General features: G+C 69.0%; 1 protein-coding gene. It reads right to left on the bottom strand.

Annotated features, from left to right (window positions below):
* Positions 1-565: hypothetical protein (locus ALMP_RS39590; protein ID WP_264936842.1), on the bottom strand; the 565-nt coding region annotated here is incomplete at both ends.

Here is a 565-nt window from a genome sequence, read left to right as displayed (position 1 = left end):
CGCTGCTCGCGGCGGTGCCCTCCTCCTCGCCGAGGCGCCAGTAGGACTCGGGGCGGGAGTCCAGCACGGTGGTGCGGTAGTGGCTGCCGGTGCCGTAGGTGTACTGGGTGCAGCCGTTCAGCGGGTCGCAGACCTTGTCCAGCAGGTCGCCGGTGTAGGTGTACGTCCAGGTCAGCGGGGCGCCGTCGACAGCGGTCGTCTGGACCCGGGTGACATGCGCGCCGGTCCAGGTGAAGGTCAGCGAGCGGGTCGTCCGGGTGTTCGTCGCGGTCTGGAGCTTCCCGGCGCTGTAGGTGTAGGTGACCGCGTTGGAGTACGGGTCGGTGATCTTGGCCAGCAGGCCGGAGGAGCTGAAGTCGTACGTCGTACCGGACTTGTCCTGGAGCTTGTAGGTGCTGGTCGCCGAGTCGAAGGTCAGCTTGGCGAAGCGGCCGGGCGGCGGGGCGAAGGTGCCGTCGGCGTTCTTGCCGAAGCGGACGTCCTGGCCGTCGGGGTAGCGGATGACGACATTGCCCGTGCCGTCGTCGTCGGGCGTGAGCCGCATGTCGTAGCGGGTGGTCCAGCC

This window comes from Streptomyces sp. A012304, from assembly GCF_026008495.1.
Taxonomy (GTDB): Bacteria; Actinomycetota; Actinomycetes; order Streptomycetales; family Streptomycetaceae; genus Streptomyces.
The sequence above is the reverse complement of the archived record's forward strand: the minus strand, read 5'-3'. Positions and strand labels throughout refer to the sequence as shown.